This is a genomic window from Pseudomonas gingeri, assembly GCF_013386165.1.
Lineage (GTDB): Bacteria > Pseudomonadota > Gammaproteobacteria > Pseudomonadales > Pseudomonadaceae > Aquipseudomonas > Aquipseudomonas gingeri_C.
The window spans coordinates 12,592-37,796 of the sequence record NZ_JACAOS010000035.1; the positions used below are offsets into that span (position 1 = coordinate 12,592).

At 57.1% G+C, this 25,205-nt stretch carries 23 protein-coding genes and 1 pseudogene; 20 read left to right on the forward strand and 4 right to left on the reverse strand.

All coding sequences use genetic code 11. The features are described from left to right. Positions 1-128: 128 nt before the first annotated feature. Together HX866_RS33370 and HX866_RS33375 are read left to right on the forward strand one after the other, a co-directional pair. A complete protein-coding gene (locus HX866_RS33370) occupies positions 129-992 on the forward strand; it encodes an ABC transporter permease (protein ID WP_371316690.1) in 864 nt (287 codons plus the stop codon). Further along, positions 982-2,082, forward strand: a complete 1,101-nt coding sequence (locus HX866_RS33375; RefSeq protein WP_177141253.1) for a quaternary amine ABC transporter ATP-binding protein — start codon at positions 982-984, stop codon at positions 2,080-2,082. Before HX866_RS33370 ends, HX866_RS33375 begins: the two co-directional genes overlap by 11 nt. Positions 2,083-2,136: 54 nt before the next feature. Here HX866_RS33375 and HX866_RS33380 read toward each other — a convergent pair whose 3' ends face one another. Next, the gene (locus HX866_RS33380) at positions 2,137-3,543 is read right to left on the reverse strand and encodes a sodium:solute symporter family protein (RefSeq protein WP_177141254.1); all 1,407 of its coding nucleotides are present in this window, start codon (positions 3,541-3,543) and stop codon (positions 2,137-2,139) included. Positions 3,544-3,850: 307 nt separating this feature from the next. On the opposite strand from HX866_RS33380, the gene HX866_RS33385 reads away from it, so the two are divergent. The 14 genes from HX866_RS33385 to HX866_RS33450 all read left to right on the forward strand — a co-directional run bounded on the left by HX866_RS33385 (position 3,851) and on the right by HX866_RS33450 (position 19,177). Beyond that, positions 3,851-4,759, forward strand: a complete 909-nt coding sequence (locus tag HX866_RS33385; protein WP_177093713.1) for a LysR family transcriptional regulator — start codon at positions 3,851-3,853, stop codon at positions 4,757-4,759. A gap of 184 nt (positions 4,760-4,943) precedes the next feature. Continuing rightward, positions 4,944-5,789, forward strand: a complete 846-nt coding sequence (locus HX866_RS33390) for a transporter substrate-binding domain-containing protein (protein WP_177093714.1) — start codon at positions 4,944-4,946, stop codon at positions 5,787-5,789. Between the two features lie 55 nt (positions 5,790-5,844). Then, complete coding sequence (locus HX866_RS33395) at positions 5,845-6,669, forward strand: amino acid ABC transporter ATP-binding protein (RefSeq protein ID WP_177093715.1); 825 nt, start codon at positions 5,845-5,847, stop codon at positions 6,667-6,669. A 10-nt stretch (positions 6,670-6,679) separates the two neighbouring features. Further along, positions 6,680-7,351 carry an amino acid ABC transporter permease gene (locus HX866_RS33400; protein ID WP_177141255.1) on the forward strand — a complete coding sequence of 224 codons (672 nt, stop codon included), beginning with the start codon at positions 6,680-6,682 and terminating at the stop codon, positions 7,349-7,351. Positions 7,352-7,361: 10 nt separating this feature from the next. Beyond that, entirely contained in the window at positions 7,362-8,027 is a 666-nt protein-coding gene (locus HX866_RS33405; RefSeq protein ID WP_177093717.1) for an amino acid ABC transporter permease, read from the forward strand. A gap of 21 nt (positions 8,028-8,048) precedes the next feature. Beyond that, positions 8,049-8,930: a dihydrodipicolinate synthase family protein gene (locus HX866_RS33410; protein ID WP_218179834.1), complete on the forward strand. Its 882-nt coding sequence runs from the start codon at positions 8,049-8,051 to the stop codon at positions 8,928-8,930. A 99-nt stretch (positions 8,931-9,029) separates the two neighbouring features. After that, complete coding sequence (locus tag HX866_RS33415; RefSeq protein ID WP_177141256.1) at positions 9,030-10,316, forward strand: NAD(P)/FAD-dependent oxidoreductase; 1,287 nt, start codon at positions 9,030-9,032, stop codon at positions 10,314-10,316. An 8-nt stretch (positions 10,317-10,324) separates the two neighbouring features. Next, positions 10,325-11,806 (forward strand): aldehyde dehydrogenase family protein, encoded by a 1,482-nt coding sequence (locus tag HX866_RS33420; protein WP_177100615.1) that lies wholly within the window; start codon positions 10,325-10,327, stop codon positions 11,804-11,806. A gap of 11 nt (positions 11,807-11,817) precedes the next feature. Continuing rightward, positions 11,818-12,840: a proline racemase family protein gene (locus tag HX866_RS33425; protein WP_177141257.1), complete on the forward strand. Its 1,023-nt coding sequence runs from the start codon at positions 11,818-11,820 to the stop codon at positions 12,838-12,840. Positions 12,841-12,910: 70 nt separating this feature from the next. Next, a complete protein-coding gene (locus HX866_RS33430) occupies positions 12,911-13,621 on the forward strand; it encodes a GntR family transcriptional regulator (RefSeq protein WP_177093721.1) in 711 nt (236 codons plus the stop codon). A 248-nt stretch (positions 13,622-13,869) separates the two neighbouring features. Beyond that, positions 13,870-14,511, forward strand: coding sequence for a LysE family translocator (locus HX866_RS33435; protein ID WP_177100619.1), 642 nt, complete (start codon positions 13,870-13,872; stop codon positions 14,509-14,511). Between the two features lie 40 nt (positions 14,512-14,551). Beyond that, entirely contained in the window at positions 14,552-15,172 is a 621-nt protein-coding gene (locus HX866_RS33440) for a hypothetical protein (RefSeq protein ID WP_177126708.1), read from the forward strand. 338 nt (positions 15,173-15,510) lie between these two features. Then, positions 15,511-16,587, forward strand: a complete 1,077-nt coding sequence (locus tag HX866_RS33445) for a nucleoside hydrolase (protein ID WP_177141258.1) — start codon at positions 15,511-15,513, stop codon at positions 16,585-16,587. A 94-nt stretch (positions 16,588-16,681) separates the two neighbouring features. Next, on the forward strand, positions 16,682-19,177 hold the full coding sequence (locus HX866_RS33450) for a sialidase family protein (RefSeq protein WP_177141259.1): 2,496 nt from the start codon (positions 16,682-16,684) through the stop codon (positions 19,175-19,177). A gap of 14 nt (positions 19,178-19,191) precedes the next feature. Here HX866_RS33450 and HX866_RS34560 read toward each other — a convergent pair. The 3 genes and pseudogenes from HX866_RS34560 to HX866_RS33460 form a co-directional block, all read right to left on the reverse strand. Further along, positions 19,192-19,293 (reverse strand): annotated as a pseudogene (locus tag HX866_RS34560) (class I SAM-dependent methyltransferase); the annotation flags it as partial. A 266-nt stretch (positions 19,294-19,559) separates the two neighbouring features. After that, positions 19,560-20,339 (reverse strand): hypothetical protein, encoded by a 780-nt coding sequence (locus tag HX866_RS33455; RefSeq protein ID WP_177141260.1) that lies wholly within the window; start codon positions 20,337-20,339, stop codon positions 19,560-19,562. 143 nt (positions 20,340-20,482) lie between these two features. Beyond that, positions 20,483-21,997, reverse strand: a complete 1,515-nt coding sequence (locus HX866_RS33460; RefSeq protein WP_177093727.1) for a 2OG-Fe(II) oxygenase — start codon at positions 21,995-21,997, stop codon at positions 20,483-20,485. A 105-nt stretch (positions 21,998-22,102) separates the two neighbouring features. Here HX866_RS33460 and HX866_RS33465 point away from each other — a divergent pair, with 105 nt between their 5' ends. The 4 genes from HX866_RS33465 to HX866_RS33480 all read left to right on the forward strand — a co-directional run bounded on the left by HX866_RS33465 (position 22,103) and on the right by HX866_RS33480 (position 25,137). After that, positions 22,103-22,705, forward strand: coding sequence for a TetR/AcrR family transcriptional regulator (locus tag HX866_RS33465; protein ID WP_177093728.1), 603 nt, complete (start codon positions 22,103-22,105; stop codon positions 22,703-22,705). After that, on the forward strand, positions 22,705-23,391 hold the full coding sequence (locus HX866_RS33470) for an HD domain-containing protein (RefSeq protein WP_177093729.1): 687 nt from the start codon (positions 22,705-22,707) through the stop codon (positions 23,389-23,391). The genes HX866_RS33465 and HX866_RS33470 overlap by 1 nt, the downstream gene beginning before the upstream one ends. Positions 23,392-23,868: 477 nt before the next feature. Beyond that, the gene (locus tag HX866_RS33475; protein WP_177093730.1) at positions 23,869-24,312 is read left to right on the forward strand and encodes a hypothetical protein; all 444 of its coding nucleotides are present in this window, start codon (positions 23,869-23,871) and stop codon (positions 24,310-24,312) included. A 270-nt stretch (positions 24,313-24,582) separates the two neighbouring features. After that, the gene (locus tag HX866_RS33480) at positions 24,583-25,137 is read left to right on the forward strand and encodes a GNAT family N-acetyltransferase (RefSeq protein ID WP_177141261.1); all 555 of its coding nucleotides are present in this window, start codon (positions 24,583-24,585) and stop codon (positions 25,135-25,137) included. The last annotated feature ends 68 nt before the right edge of the window (positions 25,138-25,205 follow it).

Sequence of the window (25,205 nt, forward strand, 5' to 3'; positions counted from 1 at the left end):
GACGGGCTGCCTTGCTCCATGGGCACCCACAACAATAAGAACACCCATGTATTGAAATGACCTGCCAGGGTTCTGATGGTCTTCTACGAAAGGGGAATGTCATGGAGTGGTTACTCAGCTTTCCGCATATGGATGACGAAAGACTCCGCGCCTTGAAAAAGGTGATCGACGGTGCCTTTCGCCATTTCACCAGTACCTACGGCGATGGTTTCGAAGCGTTTTTCCAGCCGTTGCAAGTGTTCCTCAATCAATCCGAGCGGTTCATGACCACCACGCCGTGGCCGATCATCATTGTCCTGGTGGCCCTGATTGCCTGGTTCGCCAGCCGCAGTGGGCGAATCGTCCTGGGTTGTGTGTTCACGCTGATGGCGATCGGTTACCTGGACATGTGGACCGACACCATGAAAACCCTGTCGATGATCTTTGTCTGCACCGTCATCTCCATCATCATCGGCTTGCCCACCGGCATTGCCATGGCGCGCTCCAATCGCCTGCGCAACGTGATCAGCCCGGTACTCGACGTGATGCAGACGCTGCCGAGTTTTGTCTACCTGATTCCGGTGGTGATGCTGCTGGGTATCGGCAAGGTTGCGGGGCTGATTGCGGTGGTGGTCTATGCCTTGCCGCCGATGATTCGCCTGACCAACCTCGGCATCCGCCACGTCGATGCCGAGATGCTGGAGTGCGCCGACGCCTTTGGTTCTTCCAGTTGGCAGAAGCTGAAAAATGTCCAGTTGCCGCTGGCGTTGCCCTCGATCATGGCCGGCATCAACCAGACGATCATGATGGCCCTGGCCATGGTGGTCATCGCCTCGATGATCGGGGTCGAGGGACTCGGGCAACCGGTGCTCAAGGCCATTTCCAACCAATACTTCACCCTGGGCATGTTCAACGGCCTGGCCATTGTCGGCATCGCGGTGATTTTCGATCGGGTCAGCCAAGCCTATGGCAGAAGACTGCAAAAGCATCTGGAGCGGGTCCATGGCCACTAATCCGAGCGATGATTTCGGCATCGAAATCAAACATCTCTACAAGATCTTCGGTTACCAGGCGCACACCAGTATCGAGCGGGTCCAGCAGGGCATGAGCAAGGCTGAGCTGCTGAGCCGGCATAGCCATGTGCTGGGCTTGAAGGACATCAATATCAGCATGCCGTCCGGCGGTATCCAGGTGATCATGGGGCTTTCCGGGTCAGGCAAATCGACCTTGATCCGCCATATCAACCGCTTGATCGAACCCACGGCGGGCGAAGTCATCGTCGGTGGTGTGGATGTGCTGAAGATGAGCCCCCACGCGTTGCGGGAGTTTCGCCGGCATAGCATTTCCATGGTGTTCCAGAAGTTCGCGCTGCTGCCGAACCGGACCGTGCTCGAGAATGCCGTCTATGGCTTGGAGATCCAGGGCATGGCCCGTGGCAGGCAAGTGGATATCGCCATGGGTTGGCTGGAGCGGGTCGGCCTCAAGGGCTACGAGCGGCACTACCCGAATCAGCTTTCCGGCGGCATGCAGCAGCGCGTCGGCCTGGCCCGAGCCCTGGCCAGCGACGCGCCGATCCTGTTGATGGATGAAGCGTTTTCGGCCCTGGACCCGCTGATCCGCATGGACATGCAATCGGTGCTGCTGGACCTGCAGAAAGAAATCAGGAAGACCATCGTCTTCATTACCCATGACCTGGATGAGGCGCTGCGTATCGGTGATCGCATCGCGATCTTGCGTGACGGTGAGGTGGTGCAACAAGGCACCCGGCAGGAGATCGTCATGAGCCCCGCCGACGATTACATCGCCAACTTCGTCAAGGAAGTGAACCGCGGCCGGGTGATCAGCGTCAAGGCCATCATGAGCCCGTTTGTCCAGGTGAAGGCCGGAGCCACGCTGGCGGTTCCCACTGGGACGTCACTGGAGTCGGCGGTCAAACGACTGGTTGAAGCCGGCCTCGATGAGTTGGTGGTGACTGACAGTCAGGGCCAGCCGGTGGGGCAACTGGCGCTCAAGTCGATTATTGCGACGATGGTCACCTCGACGGTGAGCGAAGCGTCACCCGTGCCTCAGGCAAAAAACGTGGCGCGGGCGCTGCTGCGTTGAGAGCGATCAAGCCCTGGGCGGCTTGATCTATCGGGTGTTGGGCGAGCGCCGGGATCAGGGCAGTTCCAGGGCTTTCAGGGGCGAACGGCTGGTGTCGCTCCGCGTAAAGTGACCGATGCTCATGATCACCAGCGGCGTGAACAGCGCGATATAGGCATTGTCGACGCCCCACGGATTGCCGGCCAGGAACCACCCGACCGTCGCTACCAGGGAGGCGATGATGCTGATGAACGCGGCTTTCGGCGTGCCGAATTTGGGCGCGTAGAACACCATCAGCACCAGCACCGCCAGGGACGCGCGCAGGGCTTTGCCGAGGAAGGCGATCATCAGCACTTTGTCGGAGGTCAGGGCCAGCGCGATCGGCAGCAGGCCGACGGCGATGGTCGCCAGGCGGACAAAACGCAGGGATTTGACGTCGCTTTTTTCCGGGTTGAACCAGGGCTCGTAGAAGTCGCGCAACAGCAACGTGGCCGAGCCCATGCTCACCGCCGAAATGGTCCCGAACAGCGAGCCGGCCAAACCGGCCACCACCAGGCCGGCGGTCAGTTGATCCATGCTCGCGATCAGCCGGGGAAAGGCTTGCAGCGAATCCACCTGGGGAAACAACGCGGCGCTGCACATGCCGATCAAGGCCGCCCCGATACCGAAGGGGATCATCAGGCCCGCGCAATAGAAGCACGCCCGTTGCGCCTTGCCCGCATCGCTGACGGTGTTCACCGCCTGAATCACATATTGGGTGGAGAAGATCGAGCCGATGCCGGCAATCATCCAGGCGATGATCTGACCCCAGCCGATGGCGGTCCAGTCGAACATGCTTTTCGGCAACTGAGTCTGCAGAGCGCCGATGCCGCCCACCTGTTTCAAGCCGAACCACAGCGCCAGCCCGACGCCGAGGTACTTGAGGCTGGCGTGGACGAAGTTGGTGTAGATGACCGAACGCATGCCGCCGATGCTGACGTACAGCACCGACACCACACCGACAAGGATGATCGCCAGCGTGCGATCGACTTGCAGCACGCTGGCCAGCACCGCGCCGCCGCTGGCGTAGATGGACACCGCGACGATTTCCAGGGCGAAAATGGTGATGATCGAAGTGGCAAACCGGGTTTTCTGCCCGTAGTTGCGCGACAGCACACCGGAGATGGTGTTGTCGCCCAGGTCCTTGTATTTGCGCGCCAGCAGCCAGGCGAACAACACAAAGCCCAAGGCCAGGGCGAAGAGGTTCCAGGCGGCGGAGATCCCGGTTTTGAAGCCGGTTTGCGCGGTGCCGATACTGACGGCGGTGCCGATGAATTCCGAGAGCATCAGAAAGCCGATCAGAAACGCCGGAAAGTGCCCGCCGCCGGTGGTGTAGTTATTGGCGCTGCGAGAGTGTCGACGCACAGCGAAACTGATCAGCGCGAGGCTGAGCATGTAGACGGCGGTGATGGACAGGACGATCCAGGAGGAGTGGGACTGCATGGTGATGCTCTTTAAGTATTATTGTGATGTGTTTTAGCTTCTCTCCTTTGTTTTGTGCTGTCTAATATTGAGTAAGTATTGCTGAATACCTTAAAGGTATTGTCTGGTATTGACCGACTTGCTGAGGCGCTGGCGCTCTCGCTCGAAACGCAATGAGGCTCCATAAGGGTCGGTTTCTTGGGCAAGTGATGCTGGCGATGGTTGAGTCATTGGGCTGCCTCCTGACAGTGCTAAATACAGGATGCGCCTGATCAATGGGTGTTATAAATCTTAAACATTAAACCTTAACGTTTAGGATTGTTCACCTATGGCAAAGAATGCACCGCTCACCCAGGTCAGCGATTTTGACCTGCGACTTTTACGACTCTTCAAAACGGTGGTGCAGTGCGGCAGTTTTTCCGCGGCGGAAACGGCCCTGGGCATCAGCCGGTCGGCCATCAGCGTGCACATGGCCGATCTGGAAAAACGTTTGGGGGTTCGCTTGTGCCAAAGGGGGCGTGCAGGCTTTGCGTTGACAGACGAGGGTCGTGAGGTGCTCCGTTCCGCAGAAGCGGTACTGGTCGCCATCGAGGGATTTCGTACCGAGGTGAATCAACTCCACAGTGAGCTGCGTGGAGATCTCAATATCGGCGTCATGAACAACCTGGTAACCCAGCCAAAGATGCGGATTACCAAGGCGCTCAAATCACTGCGGGCACAGGGTGACGTCACTGTGAACCTGAGTATGACCACGCCAGGGGAGATTGAGCGGGGCTTGCTTGATGGGCGACTTCATGTCGGCGTGATTCCGTTGATAACCCCGCTATCCGGGCTTGAATACGGCTCGCTCTACGAGGAACGATCATTTCTGTATTGCAGCAATGAGCATGCACTTTTCAGTCGCGCCGGCCAGTTGTCGCCGAATGATTTGCGAGACATGGACGCGGTTGTCCCCAGTTTTCGCATGACTGCCGAGGCGATAGGGCTCCACCATTTGCTCCACTGCGTTGCTACCGCGACCGACCGTGAAGGCATTGCTTTTCTGATCCTGACCGGAAGCTTTATCGGGTTTCTGCCTGATCACTACGCGGACACGTGGGTTGAGAAAGGGCAGATGGCCGCGATCAGCCCTGAGCGGTTTTCCTTCGAGGCCCCGATTGCGGTTGTGACAGCTAAAAACCGCCGCCCGAGCCTGATTCTCGACCATTTCATGCACGCCGTGCAGCAGACAAGCTGACGCGCTGGGTACCTGCGGGCGGTGCTTCGACCGCTCGGTCACCTTCTCCAAATATTCCAGAAATCCTGTTGACAGACCAATTCGTTCAAACATAGTCTGCATACAGCGCTGCACACATGACGGCGCACACGCTTCCACGTTTTGACCTTTCTGCCTAAAACAACTACATATCGGTGAGGTTCACATGGCTCGTTTATTCTCTCGCTCCGTCCGAAATATGTTTCTTTGTGCAGCCGCCACCGGCGCGCTTCTGAGCCAGGCTACCGCCCAGGCAGCCGATGCCACGTTATGGCAAGGTGTTCAGAAGGCCGGTGTCTTACGTTGTGGTGCCGCTGTCGCTGCCCCTTACGTCATGCGTGACGCCCGCTCGGGGCAATACAGTGGTTACTTCGTTGATCTTTGCCGCGACTTTGGAGAGAAGGTCCTGAAGGTTAAAGTCGAGTTCGTTGATACCAACTGGGACAATTTGGTAGCGGGACTTCAGGGGGGTAAATGGGACATGGCGATGGCCTTGAACCAAACGCCTGAACGCGCCATGGCTGTCACGTTCTCCGTGCCGGCCACTGACTACCAGATCTCGCTGCTGACCAATAAGGACAATCCCAAATTTGCCAGCGCGGGAAGCGCGATAGCGGACTATGACAAGCCGGGTGTTTCTTTCGCGGTCATGTCAGGTACGGCAGCGGACAAGGCCATCAGTGCCGTCGTCAAACAAGGCTCGGTGATGCGCCTGCCAGGTATGGATGAAACACGTCTGGCCGTGATGTCCCATCGTGCAGATGTACTGGTCGACGCCAGCGACACCAATCATTTGTTTGCTATTGCCAACCCTGACTGGACCAAGGAAATTCTGCCGGTCCCGGCTCTGGCCAAACAAGGTGTGGCGTTTGGCATCAATCGCGATGCAGCGCCCTCCGACCTGCAAGTGCTGAACATCTATCTGACTCAGCGGCGTGAAACCGGTGAGATCGCGGCGTTGGTCGACAAGGCCTCTGCACTCGCGAACGCGGAAAACAAAAACGCCAAGTAACTCCTAGTCAGAATCCCGAGAGCGGCCGCGATTGCCGCTCTCCTGGAGACCCCTTATGAAAGCTTCTTTAGCGGTGGCCACCCAGCCACAGGCTTCGTTCATCCCGAATTCGGCTGGTTCTGATTTCATTCAACTGCGTGACGTTTACAAAACGTACGGTGAAGGGTTGGTGGTCATGGACCACCTAGATCTCGACATGCGCGCCGATGATCGGTTGGTCATCATAGGCCCGAGCGGCAGCGGCAAGAGTTCGCTGTTGCGAGTCATGATGGGCCTGGAAAGTATTCAGGGCGGCACTATCAGTTTTCAGGGCAAGCCTTACATAGACGGTAACTCCAGAAAGAGCCGTGGCAAGCCGCTCGACTCGGGCCTGCAAACTCAAGTGGGGATGGTTTTTCAGCATTACACCCTATTCCCGCATCTTTCGGTTCTGAGCAACCTCATTCTGGCACCTATGAAGGTTCATGGGCTTTCCAAGGCCCAGGCCACCGCGAAGGCCCGGGTCTTTCTGGCCCGGCTTGGCCTGGAAAGCAAGCTGAACGCTTACCCCAGCCAGCTTTCTGGCGGACAGAAGCAACGTGTCGCTATTGCTCGCGCGTTGATGCTGGAACCCAAGTTGATGTTGTTCGATGAAGTGACATCAGCACTTGACCCGGAAATGGTCACGGAAGTGCAGAGCGTGATGATGCAATTGGCAGAGGAAAAGATGGCCATGATCATCGTCACCCACGATATGCACTTCGCGAAGAACATCGCTTCACGGGTCGTGTTTTGTGCCAACGGCAAGGTCGTCGAGCAAGGTCCGCCCAGTCAGATATTCACTCAACCAAAGGAGCCGCGAACCCGCGAGTTCCTGGAAAAAGTGCTGCATCTGGACTGAGGGGACGGCCATGAACTATCAATTCGATTTTCACTTCCTCACGGGCAATTTTGGCGCGTTGGGCGACGGCCTGAAAGTCACTTTGCAACTCGCACTGATCTCCAACGTAGTAGGCCTGATACTGGGCTTTGGCCTGTGTCTGTTGACGTTGAGCCGCTGGTTTTTCATTCGTTGGCCCGCTCAGCTTTTTATCGAGTTCTTTCGATGCACCCCGGCACTGCTGCAAATTGTCTGGTTCTTCTACTGCGTGCCGATGCTTTTCAATGTCTTCATCGACCCCATCACCATGGGCGTGTTGGCACTGGGACTCAACCTCACCGCATTCAATGCAGAGGCCTACCGGGCTGGCGTACAGGCCGTACCGCGCGAGCATCTTGATGCCTGCGTCGCACTGGGCTTGCGTCCCTGGCAGCGCACGCTTTACGTGGTTTTACCCCAGGCAATGCGCAGTGCATTACCCGTACTGATGACCAATGGCATCGGCATTCTCCAGCAGAGTGCGCTGGTTGCCGTCGTAGCGGTTGCGGACCTGATGTACGTCGGCAAGAGCATTGCTACCGAGGCCTATCGTCCGCTTGAAACCTATTCGTTGATTGTCCTGATCTACTTCGCCATGTCGCTGCCTATCGCGCAATTGGTGCAGTGGCTTGAGCGCCGTCAGGACGTCGCGCACGCGCGCTAAGGAGCACATCATGCAACTCGATTTCACGGTGGTCCTTTCTTACTGGCAGGTGTTGGCCAAAGGTCTGGCATTAACCCTGGCCTTCACCATGGGCTGCGCTTTGCTGGGCAGCGTGCTGGGTTTTTTGCTGAGCCTGCTGCGTTTGTCCAGGAGCGCCTTTGTTCGCGTGCCAACGGGCCTTTATGTGGAGCTGTTTCGTGGCACGCCGTTGCTGATTCAATTGTTCTGGATTTTCTTCTGCCTGCCCGTTGTGTTCGGCATATCGACCCCGCCGTATGTTTCGGTGGTCATAGCGCTGACCTTATACATGACGGCCATCACCAGTGAGACTTTTCGCGGCGCGCTCAAATCCATTCCCAGCGAGCAGCACGACGCATGCACGGCACTGGGGGTGGCGAAGTGGAACAAGGTTCTCTACGTCATCTTCCCTCAAGCGCTGTTGAGGGCCATTCCGCCACTGCTCTCCAACGTCGTCAGCCTTTTCAAGGAAAGCGCGCTGATCTCGTCGGTCGGCATCGCTGACCTCATGTTTGTGGGGCAGAACATTTCCAACAGCACTGCACGGCCTGTCGAGTTCCTGACGGCCGTCGCCGTGATCTATTTCCTTGTTGCGTTCCCTCTGACCCGGCTGGTCGGCGTGATCGAAACTCGGATGCTCAGACGCTACGCGTATTAACTCACTACATTGGAGAATTCCATGCTGCGACTCAAAGGCATCATGCCCGCCATCGTCACCCCATTCGACACAAGCGGTGCTATTGATTACGACGTCCTGACTTCGTTGGTCGAGTTTCAACTCGATCAAGGTGTCAGCGGTATCGTTCCGCTGGGCTCGACCGGCGAGTACTACGCACTGACCAACGACGAGCGCCGCAAGGTGATGTTGACGGTCCGTGAAGTGGTGGCTGGCCGCGCCACCTTGATTGCCGGTGCCAACGGTTCTTGTACCCGTGAGGTTATCGAGCAGGTCAAACAGGCCCGTGACTGCGGTTACGACAACGTGTTGATCGCTCCGCCTTACTATGCAATTCCTACTCAGGATGAGCTGATAGGTCACTACCAGGCACTGTTGGAAGCGGTGCCCGATGTCAACGTCGTGCTCTACAACTACCCGGTGCGTACCAACGTTGAAGTCGGTTACAGCGTGCTCGATGCGCTCAAGGATCACGACCGCGTCATCGCGATCAAGGAAAGCGCCGGTAACTTGCTGCGTGCTGTGGAAATCGGCGAGAAATACAAGGGCAAGATCGATCTGTCCTGTGGCTCCGATGACCAAGCGTTGGATTTCTTCCTGTGGGGTGCGACCAGCTGGATTTGCGCACCTGCCAACTTCCTTTCGCCGCAAATCGTATCGTTCTACAACAAATACACCACCGGTGATCTGTCCGGGGCCCAGGATATCGTTCGCTCGATGTTCCCCCTGATGAATAATCTGGAGAGCGGTAAATTTATTCAGAAAGTGAAATACGGCTGTGAACTGGCAGGGTTCAATGTGGGTGTTGCGCGCATGCCGCTGCTGCCGCTGACACCTGAAGAAAAAACCGAATTCCGCAACGAATTTGAAAAGCTCCAGGGGTAATACCTTGATCGCATCGGCCTCACGCGGGCCGGTGCGGCTAAGCGGTTCTGCCGAGTGAATGGATATTCGAAGATCGTGCGTTATAGAGAGAGACATTTTATGACCCTAACGCAATCACCCCTCCAGGCACAGGGACCGCGTCAGACCGCCGTCGTCATCGGTGGCGGTATTGTCGGTGTTTGTTGTGCCCTGTATCTCCAACGCGACGGTTATCAGGTCACCCTGATCGATCCTGAGGCGCCTGGCGACAGCACCGCCAAGTGGAGTTGCGGGCAGATGGCGGTGAGTGAGGTCATCCCATTATCCAAGCCTGGGATACTCAAAAAGGTGCCTGGGTGGTTACTCGACCAAAAGGGGCCTCTGGCATTTCGGCCAAGTGCGCTGCCGGGAATCCTACCCTGGTTTCTTCGATTCGTTGCCTGTGCCAGACACTCGCGTATCGAAGAAATAGCCAACGAAATGGCCACGCTTACCCACCATGTCTATGAAGACTATGCGCCTCTGCTGGCCGCTTGCCCTGACCAGACACTGATGGGTGAAAGACCCATCATTGAAGTGTTCGACACCGCCGCTGGCCTGGAACAGGAAGGTCCACACATGGCGTTGCGCCGCGAGCTCGGGTTCAAGTCCGAGGTGCTGGATGGCCGTGCTATTGCTGACCTGGAGCCTGCACTGGCAGGCAAGTTCAGCCACGGGCTGCTGTTTCCAGATTGGCGAGCAGTCAGCGACACCAAAGGGTTTATCGCGGCGTTGACCCAGAGCTTTGTTGATCAGGGTGGGGTACGGGTTCGGGCTCAGGTCAACAGTATTGATGAAGTCGCTGATCGCGCCAGCGGTGTGACCGATGTGAAAGGTGTCCGTTACCCGGCCGACCACGTCGTCATTGCCGCAGGCGTTGGTTCAAAGCAGTTTTTTCAACAGACCGGCAGTCAAGTTCCGCTGACGGGTATTGCGGGCTATCAGGTGTTGCTGCCGCATTCAGGTGTCGACGTTCGCCATTCCGTCATTTATGCCGATGGCGGTTTTTGCTTCGCACCGATGACCCGCGGATTGCAAATTGGCGGAACCATCGAGTTTTCCGGCCCGAACGCAGCGCCCAATTTCAAGCGTGCCGACATCATCCTGGAGAAAGCCCGTAAGGTCCTGCCCCAGTTGAAGCTGGATGACATCGAGTATGGCGTTGGTTACCGGCCATTTCTTCCGGACACCAAACCGGTCATTGATCGCAGTGCGCGCTTGAAGAATGTCTTCCTCGCCTTCGGTCATGGGCAGTTAGGCCTGACCCTCGGCGCGACAACCGGGCGGCTCATCAGCGATATGGTCGCCGGGCGTAAACCTGCCCAGGATCTGACCCCTTTCAGTGCCAAGCGCTTTGCTTTCAATTGAGATCAATCATGAAATCCTACGACTCGCTCTATATCGACGGACACTGGGTAAAGCCTGCGCAAGGCGGAAGTTTCGAGACCCTGGACCCCAGTAATGAATCAGTGATTACTCGTGTCGCTGCTGCGACAGCTGAAGACATTGATGTTGCAGTCAAAGCCGCTCGTCGAGCGTTCGACGACGGTCCCTGGCCACACATGAGTGGGGCGCAACGCGCTGAAGTGCTGCGTCGTATCGCGGCCGGCATTCGCGACCGCCAACAGGTGCTCGCCGAACTTGAAGTGCGTGATAACGGTAAGCCCTTGCCAGAGGCCCTCTGGGACATTGGCGATACCGCTGGCTGTTTCGATTTCTATGCCGATCTGGCTGAAGATCTGGATGATATTCGTGAGCAGCCCGTTGGGCTGTCAGATGAGCGTTTCAGCTCTGTGGCCCGCAAGGAGCCGGTGGGGGTTGCCGGTGCGATCATTCCCTGGAATTTCCCGATGCTGATGGCCGCGTGGAAAGTCGCTCCAGCGCTGGCCGCCGGATGCTGCATGATCCTCAAACCTTCGGAACTTACGCCACTCACCGCGCTGGAACTGGCCGATATCTGCGATCAGGCAGGGCTGCCTGCTGGCGTATTGAACGTGGTCACTGGCCTGGGGCCCGATGCTGGGGCACCTTTGAGCGAGCACCCTGGTATCGACAAGCTGGCTTTTACGGGCAGTGTCCCCACTGGCGCACGGATCATGCAGGCGGCTGCCCGGGACATCAAAAACATCAGTCTGGAACTGGGTGGGAAATCGCCATTCATCATCTTTGACGACAGCGATATTGAGGCCGCCGTCGAGTGGATCATGTTCGGCATTTTCTGGAACCAGGGCGAGGTCTGCTCGGCCACTTCCCGTGTCCTGGTTCAGCGAGCTCTATACGAGCCGCTATTGGCCCGACTGATTGAGCAGACCCGCAGCCTGAAAATCGGGAGTGGTCTGCAGGACGGTGTTTTGCTGGGTCCTCTGGTCAGTCGTGGCCAGTACGACAAGGTGCTTGAGGCCATTGCCAAAGGAACAGAGCAGGGCGCGCGACTCCTTTATGGCGGCACCCGTCCAGAGAATCAGGATAAAGGTTACTTCCTGACCCCGGCCATCTTTGCGGATGTGCCTGAAGACAGCTGGATCTGGAAGGAAGAGATCTTTGGCCCGGTAGTCTGTGTCCGTCCATTCGACGACGAAGCCGACGCTCTGCGCAGCGCCAACGACTCGCGCTTCGGTCTTGCGGCAGCGGTGATGTCGAATGATTTGCAAAGGGCCGAGCGTGTCGCGCGTAAGCTACGGGCCGGTATTGTGTGGATCAACTGCTCCCAGCCTACGTTCACCGAGGCACCCTGGGGCGGATATAAGCAAAGCGGCATTGGCCGTGAGCTGGGCGAGTGGGGCTTGAATAACTATCTGGAAACCAAGCAAATCACTCGTTATGACAGTCAGCAGCCATGGGGCTGGTACATCAAGTAAAGGAGGCTGACATGCGCTGGAAAAAGACGCTGCAAATGGCCGATGTACATTGCGAGGGCGAGATCGGCAAGGTCATCACCGGTGGGGTTCTCGACATTCCCGGCAAGACCATGCTCGACAAGATGAACTACATCAACGAGGTCGACGACAGTTTGCGTCGGCTCGTGGTCCTGGAACCACGTGGCTGCCTGCAAATGTCCGTCAACCTGCTGTTGCCGCCCACTCGGCCTGAGGCGGATGCAGGCTTCATCGTGTTGCAGGCCGATAAGGCCCATCCGATGTCAGGCAGCAACTGCATCTGTGTTGTGACGGCCTTGCTTGAACTGGGCATTTTGCCGATACAGGAGCCGGTCACAACGGTGGTGCTCGACACACCGGCCGGCCTGGTAACGGCGCAGGCTACCTGCTCGGACGGACGCTGTTTGAGTGTGTCCCTGGATATGGTGCCGTCTTTCGTCGAGCAGTTGTCTGCGCCGATTGCCACTTCGGAGTACGGATCAATTGCTGCCGACATCGCCTTCGGCGGTGTTTATTACGCATTGATCGATGTCGAGCAGATTGGCTTGAGCATCGCGCCAGAGCATGCACGCCAGCTTGCCACGGAAGGGGTGCGGCTGAGGAAGCTGATCAACCAACAGGTCCGGGTTCAGCACCCGTTGTTCAAGGAAATAAATGACGTTGCATACGTCATGTTTCGTCATCGTATTGACGACAAGACCTGGCAAACCTGTACCACGTTGCCGCCTGGCCGTGTAGACCGTTCGCCTTGCGGAACGGGCAGCTCAGCCAACCTCGCGACCTTGGCTGCACGGGGTTTAGTACAGCCGGGCGATCAACTGACCTCCCGGTCGACCATCGGCGGGGAGTTCAAGGTCGAACTGCTGGGCCTGACCGAAGTCGGTGATCGTACCGCCGTGCTTCCCAGGGTAACGGGGCGCGCCTGGGTTTACGGTCTGCATCAAATCGGCGTGGATCCAGATGATCCCTTGCGTGAAGGCTTTATGCTGAGCGATACCTGGGGCGAAGGTTTTTAGCCGACCCTCGGCAGATGATAAAGTTGCGGTTCGGCCTGCCGTCCGGCACCGCACCAGTGAGAGCTGCCTGATGAGCAAAGACATCGTAGAAACCAATGGAACAGCCAAACGCCATGGTGGGCGCTATATTTATGAAGAACTGCGAAAGCAGATTCTGACGTTGAAACTAAAGCCCGGCACACCGCTGGATGAAGTGTCCCTCGCGGCTCAGTTCGGGCTCTCGCGCTCGCCGGTGCGCGATGCGCTGGCGCGGTTGATCAGCGAGGGGCTGGTCACGATCCTGCCTAACCGGACCACGCTGGTCACTCCGTTCGAGATCGAGGAGTTTCCCAATTACATCTCGGCTTTGGACCTTATCCAGCGCGCGGTGACTCGGTTGGCAGCGCTACAGCGCAATGAAGAGGATCTGGCACGCATTCGCGCAGCCGATGCCGCCTATCTCGATGCTGTCGGCACGGGTGATTTCCAAGCCATGTCGGAACTCAACAAGGCCTTCCACATGGCAATCGCGGAAGCTGGAAAGAACCCTTATTTCATTAGTTATTACGAAAAACTGCTGGGGGAAGGCCAGCGCCTTTTGCACCTGCATTTTGACTACATCATCAGCGCAGCCAGCACATCTACCCGCCTGGGGCGGGACCACGATGAAATAATCGAGGCCATCGCGGCTCGTAAAGCCGATGAGGCTGAAAATGCAGCGCATGAGCACACCATGCTTTTTCAGCGGCGTTTCCTCGCCTACATGCAGCAGAACCTTACCGAGAAGATGTCCGTAAATTGAGTTTGAACGGCCAGGCGCAATCCGCTGTGGAATTCGTCTGGCACTCCCCACAACAAAAGACCAGGTTCGCACCTTGAATTTTGCGCCACCTCGTCCTGTCTTTTGTTTGGGGTGCCTACTATTGAGTCAGTATTGCTGAATACCTCGAAGGTATTGATGTGTGCCAGGAAAGGCGTTGAGTTATTGGGAGTGAAACATTCCGAATACCCTTGTAGGATCGGTCCTTCAATCCCCGACGAGTCAGAAAAATGGATGTTCACTCGGTGCTTGCCTTCACCCTGGTTGCTGGGATTGCCATTGCCAGCCCTGGCCCCGCGACGTTGATGGCCTTGAACAACAGCATCACCTACGGCCCGCGTTCCACGCTGTGGTCGTCACTCGGTAATGCCAGTGGCCTGTTCTGCCTGTCGGCAGCGGCCATGCTGGGGCTCGGGGCGTTGCTGGCCAGTTCCGAATGGATGTTCAACGTGGTGAAGATCGCCGGTGCCGGTTATCTGTTCTACCTGGGCGCCAAACAGCTGTTGAAAAAGGCCCCGGTACTGGCAAGCGATGCTCAAGGCCAGCCCGCAAACAACAGGCCGTCACGCCGCAAACTCTACAAGTCGGCGTTCCTGACCGCCGCGACCAATCCCAAGGCGACGATGTTTTTCACCGCGCTGTTCCCGCAGTTCATCGACCAAAGCGCCGCGCTGCTGCCGCAATTTCTAATCCTTACGGCGATCTTCATGGTCTTGTCGCTGACGTCCTTGAGCCTGTATGCCGCACTGGCCTCTCGCGCCAAAGGCCTGCTGATCCGTCCTGTATTTTCCAAGTGGTTGAACCGGGTGGTGGGGTCGACTTTTATTGGGTTTGGGGCGGCGGTGCTGAGCATGCGTCGGCAGAGCGTGTAAGGGGTTTTTCACTGCATTGCGGTGGCACAAGGAGTTGTATGTGAATAAGGACCGCTATCAGACTCACAGTGCGCGAAGCATTACGCCAGGTGTATCGTCTACTTGCAGTCAGTGGTTTGTGAGCCTTCAAATGCTCACGGTTTTCATCGTGATGTCGCTTTCATGGTCAAGTGCATATGCCGGCGGCTTCTGGAGAGACTCAAACGGAGTTCCAATCCCCGACACGGAATCCAGGCGAAGCATTGGAGAGTTTGGTGGCATGCTATCAATCACCTCCGATCCCGACTGGAAGGAGAAGTGGAGTACGCCAGCCGACACCACTCCAGTATTTAAAGAAGCAAAAAGCATCACCGCAGGTGAAAAAGTTTTTGCACTTATTTTCTTTACAAATCCAGGGTTGAACGCTGATCACGAAGTGAGCATCACGTGCGACTTAAAAGTCACAAGTCCGAACGGGGCAGAGTCGACTAATCAGCGAGACGCGGTTTGCTTTCAAGGACGTATCCAAGGGTCGCCGAAAAACCTCTACCTCGCGGCGCCTGTGATCGGTTTCGTTGGAGAGCCAAGTGACCCGGTGGGCGTTTGGACGGTTGATATCACGCTTAAAGACAACGTGCGTACGGTTGTCATGCCGCTCAAGGCAACATTTGTCCTGAAGTAGAGAGGGTGAACCCTGATGAGGCCGAGGAGTAAGGGCGGCCAGGGATGGGTTGATGATCTGGTTTGAGGGGCAGTAGGCCATTTTCAGGAAAGTGCCATCCTTTTAGATCGCCGCAAGGGCGGCATTGGGGGGCATGCAGGTGCCGAGCCTATCGCGTTGGACGCATTGTATAGCGTGATCAATGGGCAGCAGGATTAACTGCTCAGCTCACTAGACAGATATCAAATGGCCGCCTACGCTGCAAATCGCTACTGTTAGACCTGCGCCTACAAAAGCCGGATCGTTCGGTAATACCTGACATCGGATGTAAACTCTTCATTAGCCAGGAGGCTAACATTATGTCTGTTCAACCGCTCACGCATGTACTCATCGATACCGATGTCGATTTCGACGATTACATGGCCATGTCGTATTTGCTCAAGCATCATGCGATAAAAGTCGAAGGTATCACTGTGACGGGGGTGGGCGCTGTTCACTTGAGTCACGGCGTTGAAAACGTCAGCCATTTCCTCACGTTGTTTAATGACCCTGAGATAGAACGCATCCCCGTCGCGGCGGGTCTTCAGCGTCCCATGGTGTACAGCAATACCTTTCCCTTTGAAACACGCCAGGCAGCGGATCACCATTACGACGCGCTGTTTCCACGGAAAAACCCGAATCCTACGCGAGCTGATGCGCTCGCTTTCTTAAAGGAAACCTTGGAAAAGGCCGATCATAAATTTACGGTGTTAATGATCGGCGGTGGTACGACCTGGGGGCATTTGTTCCAGCACGCTAAAACCGACAGTGCGTTGCAACGCTTGTTGCTCAGCAAAGTAGAGCGCATCGTGATGATGGGGGGGAATTTGTTGCCGGAATACGTCCAGCCGGGGGCGGGCGGTAATATTATTGATGCGCTGGGTGACGCACCTTATTACACCAACGAAGTTGCCGAATGGAATATCTTCCTGGATGCGCTGGGTGCCAAATATGTCTTTGATGGCGGTATCCCTGTGCAGTTGGTTGCGCTGAACGCCAGTAACTTTATCCCTATTACCCAGCATTTCGTGAGCCAACTCTCCCGTATTTCCAACCCGGTTGCTCAGTTCCTCATCCACGTGCTGCAAAGCTCGACCATCGCGCCCGGTATCGGCAAATATCTGTATTTTTGGGATCCACTGGCGGCCGTGGCGATCACCGACCCTCAGTTTCTTCAATTTACCCGCTATCACCTGCGGGTGGAGCAGGAGCTGAACGAAGAGCAGGATATGACCGGGAAGTTGGTGCCGGACGACGCAGGTGCCCCAGTCGATGTGGCCCTGTCGGCCGCCCCCGGGTTCGTCACCACGCTTTATCTGCACACCATCGCAGGCAACTCGGTCGAAGCTACCGCCGAAAACATGGCCAAAGCAGCAGAGGCCGTGGCCGATAAGTAGAGTTGCAAAACAAGCGCTGGCAGCCAGGGAACAACTACGCCGATCAGGGTGCCTCGGCACCCTGTAGTAGCCGCTAATTCAAAGGAACGAATCTATGAACGTCAAAGCAATGCTGGGTCGATTGTTGCTGTGCCTGGGTGGCGTGCTGGCGGTCTCGTCGGTGTATGCGGAGAGTGTGATCATCGCCACACCGCAACAAGGTGTGGGGATCACGGTCGATGTTTTTGATCGTCCGGACGCCTCTAGCGGTGTGCCTTCTTCGACGAGCACGGTCCCCTTCAGGCCCCAAGCGTTTTATATACCCTCGGTGCAGTCGTTCAAGGGCAAGCTTTATATGTTTTGGTCCAATAATAATGATCAGAAACATATAAATTTTTCTACTTCAACCGAGGGCAAAAGCTGGTCTCTCCCACAAACTATCAATGTGGATAGCATCTTCAGTAATGTCTCAGTTAGCGTATTCAAGCAAAAACTGATACTGACGTTTACCGATCCCCAGGGCCGCTTGAAGACCATCAATTCCGCGGACGGTGTCGTCTGGTCCACGGTCAAGCCTATCAATACGGTCCATACGGCCCTCAATAACAAACCTATTGTTTATAACGGTAAACTCTTTGTCTTGTATAGCGAAAACGCAGGCAAGGCTGTTTACTCTGTCACCTCGGATGACGGCCTTGTGTGGAGTCGGGAAAATCTGGCGTTTCAGGAAAGCGCCGACCCCATTCTGACGATGGTCCCCGTCGTCTATAACGGTCAATTATGGACTTATTACGCGTTTGAAAATGGCGCCATGTTCGCCCGTACTTACGACCGGGCCGGCCAGTGGGGGGCGAGGCAAGCGCTGACGGGTATTAACAGCCAGGGGCCCAGGGGCTTCCTGAATAGTGCAACGATGATCGGCGAGCGCGTGTTTATCAGCAGCAGCTCCAATACGTTTTATTCAAATGACGGGCTGCATTGGAATGCGTATTTCTCCAAGCGCTTCCCTGGGAATTCGGCCTATCCATCGGGATTGGGCGTTTCCTATGCCATCACCGCAAACGATTTAACCACGAACAACCCGCAACTGCCCGCGGATCTGGCCACGGGCCTTAGCCATACCGACTATGCCACTTTCGCCTGGCGCAGCTTTATTGCACTGAACAATGCCGCCAACACACCGTTGCCCGCTAACCGCGGCGTCGGCAATCCCGGCAGCAGCTTTGCCGATTCGGGTAAGCTGCCACAATCTTCCAGCCCCTTGTTGTGGCAAACCTTCGCCCATCGCACCGAGTTGTTTCCGGCGGTAGGGGAAAACACCGCAGGCGGCCCGACGCGGCCGTTTGCTTCAAACCCGCAGTACACCTATACGGGGTTCTCCAAGGGGATACCTTTGGCGCCGGGCGCCAGTTTTGCTCATTACAACAATCTGGATGAGGCGACTCAAATAGGGCAAAACGCGATATTTTTCCCGGTCAACCCGCCACGAGCAGCAATGAACGGGAGCAACTATGCCCCTTCGAACGACAGCCAGATCCTGTTCGAGGCCAAGGCCAATCCCGTCATTTACGCGTATGCGCAAGGCCTGAGCAGTTACCCGGAGCATATCGTTCTGCCCGACGGCGCGCTGGAGGTCAAGGCGGCATGGCGCAAGTTGGCGGACATTCCAGTGGCGCAACGTGCGCGCTACTATACGGCGACGGTGGTGACCTATCACGGCAACGATGCGGCGCCGGTGGCGCACAACGAAGAATATGCCCTGGTCGCCTTGCATATCATCCATAAGACGGCCAACTACCCGACCTTCATATTCGCCACATTCGAGCATGAGGATGCGCTGACCTTGCCCGACAAGTCGCCGACCGGGCTCTACTACATCGCCAACTACAACAAGGTTGCCTACTTGCCGGATAACGGTTCAGCGCCGGTCGCTACCTTCTCTGACGGCAACACCACCCATACGGTTACCCTGCCCAGGGGCGATGTGGCGGACTCGGCCCATACTCCACCCATCTACTCCGGCACGAATGGGATCCCCAAGGGGCAGGCCGGGCCGATCCGTGTCGTGCAACCGCAAACCATCTATTCCGAAGTCACGGCGGTCAACAACCAGGTCAAGCAGCTCATGGACGGCAGCAGCGCGTTCAACAATTCGGTCTGGAAGCACTACCGGCTAAAAGGGGTGCAGGCCATTCCGTCGAGCACTGAAATCGACCCGGATTATTACCTGGCCAATATCCTGGTCGAAAGCAGTCAGCCTGGGATTCAGCTGTTTCGTGGGGGCAACAAATTTCCCCAGGACACCCCCACCCTGACCAATATGCGCACGATGAAGAACATCAAGGTGCCGGATTATGATCACAGCACTGGAAGCCAGACCATGGGCGGCTGCATGGGTTGTCACGGCATCGCCCAGAGCACGCTGAAACAAGGTTTCAGTTTTCTGTTTGATGCGATCAACCGCGCCAACTTCATGGACCCCTCTAGCCCCACCGGCTTTGCGAACCCGGAAACCATCGGTTTGCCGGATTCTCAAACCCAGCAGAAACGGGCTTTGAAATACTCGCTTGGCTTTCAGGGCAAGGGCGCCGTTGAGGAGACGGGCAAGTAGGAAGCCGGTGTGGCTCACTCCCGCTTCTCGGCCACCAACAGCAATGACGGCGGCGCAGCACTCTGTGGGTGCTGCGGCTCCTGCAAAGTGCTCAACTGAAAACCGGCCATATCAAGGTGCTGGGTGCAATCCCCAGGAGGCCCGTCAGGCCGCGATCGACCCGCTCCCGGTAAAGCCGCGCCTGGGTAATTGGGGACAGACCACGTTTACGTCCAATTCTGAAAATCGTGGTCTGTCCCCGATTTTACAGAAGGTCGACAATAGTGGTGTGGCGTGTCCACCTGGGCGCTAGGTGTTGATCGGCTGTAATCGCCCCATAGCGACCAGCCGGCTCTGATAGGCATTGGCCGAAAGCAACTCTTGGATCGAATACCTCCCCCCACTACGCTATTTTGGAAGGATCCCTCCAATCAAGCATCGACGCGTAGATTGCTGACTCCATCACGATCACCAAGCCTTTTGCAGGCTCAAGTACATCTTTGACTTCATGGATCACATTGCCTGCGACATAGGCTGTGATTGCAGGCCAAAACTTGTGGCTGGCCGGGCCCAATTGAGCGGGCCATAGACGTTTGCTTGCGACGACACTCTCTGGAGCGTCGCCAGTCAGGCACATTAATGCAAAGGGCCAGAGCGCTTTAAGCAATTGCTTCGGTGGCATTCCGGGATAGTGCTCCTTGCCCAAGGACGGCATCCCCTCAATTTCACTACCAATTGAGTTGATGACATGAGTAAACCGGTCCTCCAGTTTCGGCGTTTGCGCGACGGTTAACCCAGCGATCATCGCGCCATTGGCTGCCACTGATGCTAACCGCTCGTTGCGCAAGGCTTCAGTCTCAGGAAGAAGGGCGCATCTGAGGGGCCTACCTTGGAGAAATCCTCCCGTTTTCGTCATGATGGGAGATATCTGGTTGAGTGTTACCAAATCGTTTTCCGAAACCGCGCGCACAAGCAATGCCTGCTGTGCAGCAAACCCCGCAATAACGCCGGCTGCGGCCAAATAGGTCTCGGCATGAAGGCGACCATTGACCGTCACGCGCGTACGAAGGTTATGCATGAAAGTGCCGAACGCAAAATTGCAGGCGGGGTAATCAGGTTGACCGTCCCAAGGGAACTTGCTGCCCTGATTGTCGGGGCCTGTCGGCGTTGATGTTTCGGTCATGTAATCGAATCCGTGCGATGGTCAAGGTGCCACCAGTATACAAGCTCGTAATGGTGACCAAGACTACCTTTAAGATGCCGTTCAAAGCAGCCGGAAGCTGCGATGCCAGCTGATCTGTCGTACATAAACCGGAGCCATGGATGCTAGATCTTGGCGCCATGCATAATTATCCGGCCATCATATCCACAGCTAATCCAGCGACAGCCATTGGTTGGAAGAACATCGGTTGCAAAGTTTTCGTGTTTCCCAATGACATCACCCTGCCGTGATAGCAGATCCCACCGGCTTACGAATCCATCCTCGCCGCACGTCAGCAGCACGTGCCTGGCTTCGAATCGCACACGCCGGACCGGCCCGTCATGGGCGGCAAGGCAATCCATGCGCGTCAGTGTCGGGACAGACGCCAATAGGTGCACCGTGCCGTCAAGGTCACCCGCGGCCAAGATAACGCCACCATCGGTATCGATCCAACTCGCTAGCGTCCTCAGCGGGCGACCCAGATCAATCACATCCGCACAGTCCCACCCCTCGGGCTGCCACAACCTAACCGTTCGATCCTCCGATGCGGTGGCGAAGCTGCCATCACCTAAAGGCGCGATCGCCCAGATCCAGCTGGCGTGGGCCTGACGCCGATCCGAGGCACCTGTCGCCAGATTCCAGACCGTCACGCGACCGTCAGCTGCCCCGGTGACGAGGCGGCCACAGCCTAACCTTGCCGAGGACAGTACGGCCGAATCCGATGTGCCGACCACCTTTGACTTCCCGGTTGCCAGGGACCAATGCCTGATCGTGCGGTCCCGCGAATGCGAAACAAGCTCACCAGGCGCAGATTCCACCAGACCCAAGATGGACTGTGTATGTCCGTCAAACTGACCTAAACTCCTGCCCTCGCGATCCCAAAGCCGGATGGTTGCGTCACGTCCAGCGCTTGCAAAACCCATGTCGCCAAGGTCGGCAAGCGCCCATACGTATCCCCGGTGGCCCGGTTGGAAGGGACCGTCGACTTGCGGGGAACGCAGTGGCTCGTACATCAGATCACTGCGCATGACGTATTTTTGGCCAGCGTCCACTAGGGCTCCGGCGTGCCAGAGCGTGTGGTCGAATACAATCAGGCTGCCCTTGCGGGGGCGCAGTCTGAGCGTGGAATCACGGTTCGACATGGCTGCGGACCGCCCCTCAAAGAACACCGTCTCTCCGCCGCTGAATGCATCGTCGTTAAGATAAATCATGAAGGTCAGGCGCGACTGTGTGCTCTGGCGATGGTGTACACCGTCCTGGTGAGCGCGGAACTGGGTGCCGGGCCGATAGCGGCAAAAGCGCAGCCGCTCATTGACGCCGACCATACGCCATCCTTCCTCATCGAGGACCGTACCGAGCCTGGGCATTCGCGAGGCGCAGTGCGTCAAGCGTTCGAACAGTCGCCCGGCCAGAGCGGGGTCGTCTGCCACGATCCGGTCATTGTCGCGGTAGGAGGACGGATAGTCAGACCCTGCATTGGCGAACCCGCACTTCTCCGTGGCTTCCACCAAGGCCTCGCACTCGCTTGTCGAGAGAAAACCGTGGACTAGGACACACCGCACCGAGTCACCCAGCGGTAGCTCGACCGAGGTCGACGAAGCAGTGGCTCCCGCCACCAGTCTTTCAGCGAAGGAATTCATCGCAACCTCCAAAGCTGGTCTCGTGACCAATATTTGGAAAACTAGTAGGCCGCGAGGTCAATGTCAATGCTAAGCTGGTCACGTGACCAACATTGGAAATATGACATGGCACGGCGCTCGAACACTGATGAAAGACGCAGCCAGATCGTGGCGGCATTGCAGGCCGTCATGGCAAAGGCCGGCTACGCAGGCGCAACCATAGCGGCCATCGCCCGGCACGCCGGTCTCACCGCCGGCCTGGTGCACTACCACTTCCGGGACAAACGCGAGATCTTGGTGGCACTGGTCGACTCTCTGGCCGAATACGCCCATCAGCGATACGAGTCCCGGGCGGCCTCGGCCCAAACGGCCGGGCAAAGGCTCCAAGCCTACATCACAGCCTACCTTGCCTACGGCCAGGACGCGCAGCCTGATGCGGTTGCGGCGTGGGTGATGATTGGGGAGCAGTCAGCGCACGATCCTGACGTACGCGAGGTGTACCAGGCGGCGTTAGCGGTGCAGATGAAGCTCCTGAAAAAGCTGCTCCGGCAGCGGTTCGCCGAACGCGGTCGCCGCGCCCGGCGGCTCGACTCATTCGTGGCTGGCATCACATGCTTCATCCAGGGGGCGTTCACCCTCTCTACCACGGCTCGACCGCTGCTGCCGGCGGCCTTCGCCGCGCCGACACTGATCGCCTGGGTGGAGCGCTACATTGATGCGGAGGAGTAATGACGGGGCCGTCAGAAGAAAGCAGCATATTCCGAGCCTGGGCACATCGCGATCTCGACGCGTCTGAGGATATGGGTTTTACAGCCTGGGTTCGCGTCTGGACGGAGCTTGGGGTCAGAGGTGTGTCGCGAGAGGCATACGAAAAACTCATTCGACACTACGACGAGCCTCACCGCGCGTACCATAACCGCCAGCATTTGGCTGAATGCCTCCAGGTGCGCCTACTCGTCAACGCTGCCTGCCAAGCCCCTGCCGAAGTCGACCTCGCGCTATGGTTCCACGACGCGATCTACGACCCCCTTCGCACTGATAACGAGCTACGCAGTGCACAATGGCTGGACGAGGTGGCACGTGATGGCTGCCTGGACGATGAAACGCGACGCAGGCTTTATGACCTGATCATGGTGACGCGACACGACTGCGCCCCAGCGTCGGTAGACGAAGCGGTGCTGGTGGATACGGATCTGGCAATCCTTGGGGCATCGTTCGAGCGGTTCGAGGAGTACGATCAACAAATCCGCCGCGAGTATCGATACATACCTCTGTCTGTGTACCGCCGAAAGCGGCGTCAGATCCTGGAGGGTTTTCTAGCACGCGGCCGCATCTACACGACCGCACCGTACTTCGATGCATTCGAGCAGCAGGCACGCGTAAATCTTGCACGCGCCATCGACCGCCTCGACTAAAAACGCAGAAACGAAGGGATATAAGGCTGCTATCGATAGAGCGGGCCGTTGCTTAGGGTGAATGGGCGGGGGAGAGCATCGCAGCGCCTGGCGGGCGATTAGCTCCCTGTAGGTTATTTTGTCCTGTTCGGAGAAGCCCGTCTTATAATCCTCCCCAACTAATGCGCGAAATGGCCTTCCAAAAAAACTCATATTTCCCACGCGTTTCAGGCGTGGGAGAATATTGCGTGCGCCAAACGTCAGGGCTACTGTTCAAGTGTCGCTGCAAATTCAGCGACACGGGTTTGAACGCCCGGAAATGAATAGGCGCACAGCGCCGCGAAAGCGGTATTTTTGCGCTCGCGTTATGGCGGGCTGTGCGCAGGAGGCTTCTGCCTGCCGGTTCCTATTCCCGGTCGTTCAACCTGCGTACGGTCCGCCACCTTTTGTTTGAACGCGGAAAGTGGCGAACTCCTGAACTCGAATAGGAATGCCGCTATGGTCAAGAAGATCACCCCCGATCCGCCTGTCGTTTGCAAAGCCCTCAGCACTGCGGATAAAGAGACATACCTGCGTAAGCTCCCGGACACTCCGTCCAACGAATCCGAGCCAGCTCCGGCCAACACGCCCCGTTTGCTCGACACCCTCGCATTCACTAGCGCCAACCCCGTCATCCCTGAAGCCCCCTACAAACCCACGCTATTCGCCATCCAACCCGGGGTACGTGCCCAGGACGCCTTGGTCTACGTTTCCAATCTGCTCGAAACGGCGGAACTCAATGGCGACGAAATCAGCCTGCACACCAACCCGGTCGAACGGGCGTTGTTCTGGGGCATGCTGCATTCGGTGGAGGTGGCGCGGGCAGTGGTGGATGCCTTGCTGGAGGGCGCATCTCCCTCCCATCAGCTATCGTCAGCGTCGGGCAGCCCTGAGAATGGTTGAGGTCGTCAGCCAATAAAGCGGCCCACGTTTCCAAGGCGTTGGGTATGGTGTGAAAACGGGACGTATTTATTGAGAGCAAATAAATACGTCCCCCTTTTGGATTTGAATCATGAAATCGCCGGTTTTCATGTGATGTATTCTGTCTGCAAAGGCTCCGTTTTGACCGACTGCGAGGTTCAGCAATCGGCCAGAAACAGCCAGTCTGCAACTCAGCTAATGGTCTGAGAGAGTAGCGTTTCCCCCGGACAGCACTTGCAAAGGATTCATGCGATGGAAGGCCAGCCGACACTCTTCACCAGCCGTCTAATACTCACGCCGCTGCAACTGACTGATGCGGCGGCGGTGCAGCAACTCTTCCCCCAGTGGGAAGTTGTGCGCTATCTGGATAGTCGAGTCCCCTGGCCCTATCCGGAGGACGGCGGTATGGTTTACGTTCGGGATGTCGCCTTACCTGCCATGGCTGCGGGACGGGAGTGGCATTGGATGATTCGCAGGCGATCGCGACCTGAGCACAGCATCGGCAGCATTAGCCTGTATGACCAACCTGGTAACCACAGAGGCTTCTGGCTCGCCCCGCAGTACCAGGGCAATGGCTACATGCGCGAAGCCTGCAAAATCATCAACGCCTACTGGTTCGAAACATTATTGCGCCCAGTAATGCAGGTCCCCAAGGCCGTTGCCAACCACGCCTCGCGCAAGGTATCCCAACATGAGGGCATGCGCCTGATAGAGACGCGGGACGGGCACTTCGTGTCAGGCCCCATGGAGGTGGAAGTTTGGGAGATCACTCGAAGCGAGTGGCTCGCAGGAGGCGGTGAGACCTAACTTCAGCACGGAAATGACCTTCCAAAAAAACTCATATTTCCCACACGTTTCAGGCATGGGAGAATATT

Coding starts and splice junctions, on each gene's coding strand:
- HX866_RS33370 (WP_371316690.1), top strand. CDS start 129: ATGGATGACGAAAGACTCCGCGCCTTGAAAAAGGTGATCGACGGTGCC.
- HX866_RS33375 (WP_177141253.1), top strand. CDS start 982: ATGGCCACTAATCCGAGCGATGATTTCGGCATCGAAATCAAACATCTC.
- HX866_RS33380 (WP_177141254.1), bottom strand. CDS start 3,543: ATGCAGTCCCACTCCTCCTGGATCGTCCTGTCCATCACCGCCGTCTAC.
- HX866_RS33385 (WP_177093713.1), top strand. CDS start 3,851: ATGGCAAAGAATGCACCGCTCACCCAGGTCAGCGATTTTGACCTGCGA.
- HX866_RS33390 (WP_177093714.1), top strand. CDS start 4,944: ATGGCTCGTTTATTCTCTCGCTCCGTCCGAAATATGTTTCTTTGTGCA.
- HX866_RS33395 (WP_177093715.1), top strand. CDS start 5,845: ATGAAAGCTTCTTTAGCGGTGGCCACCCAGCCACAGGCTTCGTTCATC.
- HX866_RS33400 (WP_177141255.1), top strand. CDS start 6,680: ATGAACTATCAATTCGATTTTCACTTCCTCACGGGCAATTTTGGCGCG.
- HX866_RS33405 (WP_177093717.1), top strand. CDS start 7,362: ATGCAACTCGATTTCACGGTGGTCCTTTCTTACTGGCAGGTGTTGGCC.
- HX866_RS33410 (WP_218179834.1), top strand. CDS start 8,049: ATGCTGCGACTCAAAGGCATCATGCCCGCCATCGTCACCCCATTCGAC.
- HX866_RS33415 (WP_177141256.1), top strand. CDS start 9,030: ATGACCCTAACGCAATCACCCCTCCAGGCACAGGGACCGCGTCAGACC.
- HX866_RS33420 (WP_177100615.1), top strand. CDS start 10,325: ATGAAATCCTACGACTCGCTCTATATCGACGGACACTGGGTAAAGCCT.
- HX866_RS33425 (WP_177141257.1), top strand. CDS start 11,818: ATGCGCTGGAAAAAGACGCTGCAAATGGCCGATGTACATTGCGAGGGC.
- HX866_RS33430 (WP_177093721.1), top strand. CDS start 12,911: ATGAGCAAAGACATCGTAGAAACCAATGGAACAGCCAAACGCCATGGT.
- HX866_RS33435 (WP_177100619.1), top strand. CDS start 13,870: ATGGATGTTCACTCGGTGCTTGCCTTCACCCTGGTTGCTGGGATTGCC.
- HX866_RS33445 (WP_177141258.1), top strand. CDS start 15,511: ATGTCTGTTCAACCGCTCACGCATGTACTCATCGATACCGATGTCGAT.
- HX866_RS33450 (WP_177141259.1), top strand. CDS start 16,682: ATGAACGTCAAAGCAATGCTGGGTCGATTGTTGCTGTGCCTGGGTGGC.
- HX866_RS33455 (WP_177141260.1), bottom strand. CDS start 20,339: ATGACCGAAACATCAACGCCGACAGGCCCCGACAATCAGGGCAGCAAG.
- HX866_RS33460 (WP_177093727.1), bottom strand. CDS start 21,997: ATGAATTCCTTCGCTGAAAGACTGGTGGCGGGAGCCACTGCTTCGTCG.
- HX866_RS33465 (WP_177093728.1), top strand. CDS start 22,103: ATGGCACGGCGCTCGAACACTGATGAAAGACGCAGCCAGATCGTGGCG.
- HX866_RS33470 (WP_177093729.1), top strand. CDS start 22,705: ATGACGGGGCCGTCAGAAGAAAGCAGCATATTCCGAGCCTGGGCACAT.
- HX866_RS33475 (WP_177093730.1), top strand. CDS start 23,869: ATGGTCAAGAAGATCACCCCCGATCCGCCTGTCGTTTGCAAAGCCCTC.
- HX866_RS33480 (WP_177141261.1), top strand. CDS start 24,583: ATGGAAGGCCAGCCGACACTCTTCACCAGCCGTCTAATACTCACGCCG.